The following is a 927-nucleotide window of genomic DNA, read 5'->3' as shown; positions in this document are numbered from 1 at the left end:
TTAATTTATACAATGAAATTAGGTTACATTTATCTTTAGAATATAAAACACCGAATATGGTATATAAATTAACAGCGTAAATTCAATTTTAACCTGTAGCCATATTTCAGGACAAGACAGTTGAGAACCGAATGAAATACCTACTTGAAAACCAAGAAACTGAACGAATAATATTCAGAAAAATTAAAGAATCTGATTTTAATGATTGGTTGGAATTTCATAAAAACCCAATAACTTCTCAATACTGGATTTCTGAATTAGAAAGTCCCGAAATAGAATGTAAAAATTGGTATGAAAAACAATTTCATCGTTATCAGAATGACTTAGGAGGAATGAACGCACTAATTGAAAAAGAAACAGGAAAATTAATTGGACATTGTGGACTTTTAATACAAAACGTTGATAAACAATCTGAATTAGAAATTGGATATTCACTTTTACCCGAATTTTGGAATAAAGGATTTGCAACAGAATCGGCAAAAAAATGTAGAGACTTTGCATTTGAAAATAACTTTTCGGATTCATTAATTTCTATAATCAGTTTGACCAATAAACCATCTGAAAATGTTGCATTAAAAAACGGAATGAAAATCCAAAAAGCAACTGAATACAATAAAAACAAAGTGAATATTTTCCGAATTTATAAATCGGAATGGAGTAAAATAAAACCTGTGTACAACAATGTATAACCGCAATTACGGCGGATTCGACTACGTCCGAATCCACTCGGAATTGCTAAAGCCAGTGTCAAACCGAAAACAAATGCTAATTTAACCCGTAACTGACGGTTATACAAACCGTTGTACAACATTATGACCCGTCCTGAAATAAGGCTACATAATTTTAAACATTATGTATAGAAATGACAAAGTGATCAGACGGTATTCAGAACCTTTTAAACTGAAAATTTTAGACGAAATTACAACG

The 927-nt window shown here is 30.5% G+C and carries 1 protein-coding gene; it reads left to right on the top strand.

The genetic code is table 11. The annotated features are described in order from the left end of the window. Positions 1-131: 131 nt before the first annotated feature. Positions 132-689 (top strand): GNAT family N-acetyltransferase, encoded by a 558-nt coding sequence (locus tag ACOCEA_RS17965; RefSeq protein WP_420757656.1) that lies wholly within the window; start codon positions 132-134, stop codon positions 687-689. Positions 690-927 lie beyond the last annotated feature (238 nt).

The organism is Maribacter luteocoastalis, from assembly GCF_048890225.1.
Lineage (GTDB): Bacteria > Bacteroidota > Bacteroidia > Flavobacteriales > Flavobacteriaceae > Maribacter > Maribacter luteocoastalis.
Note: the sequence above shows the minus strand (reverse complement) of the source record. Positions and strands in the feature narration are given on the sequence as shown.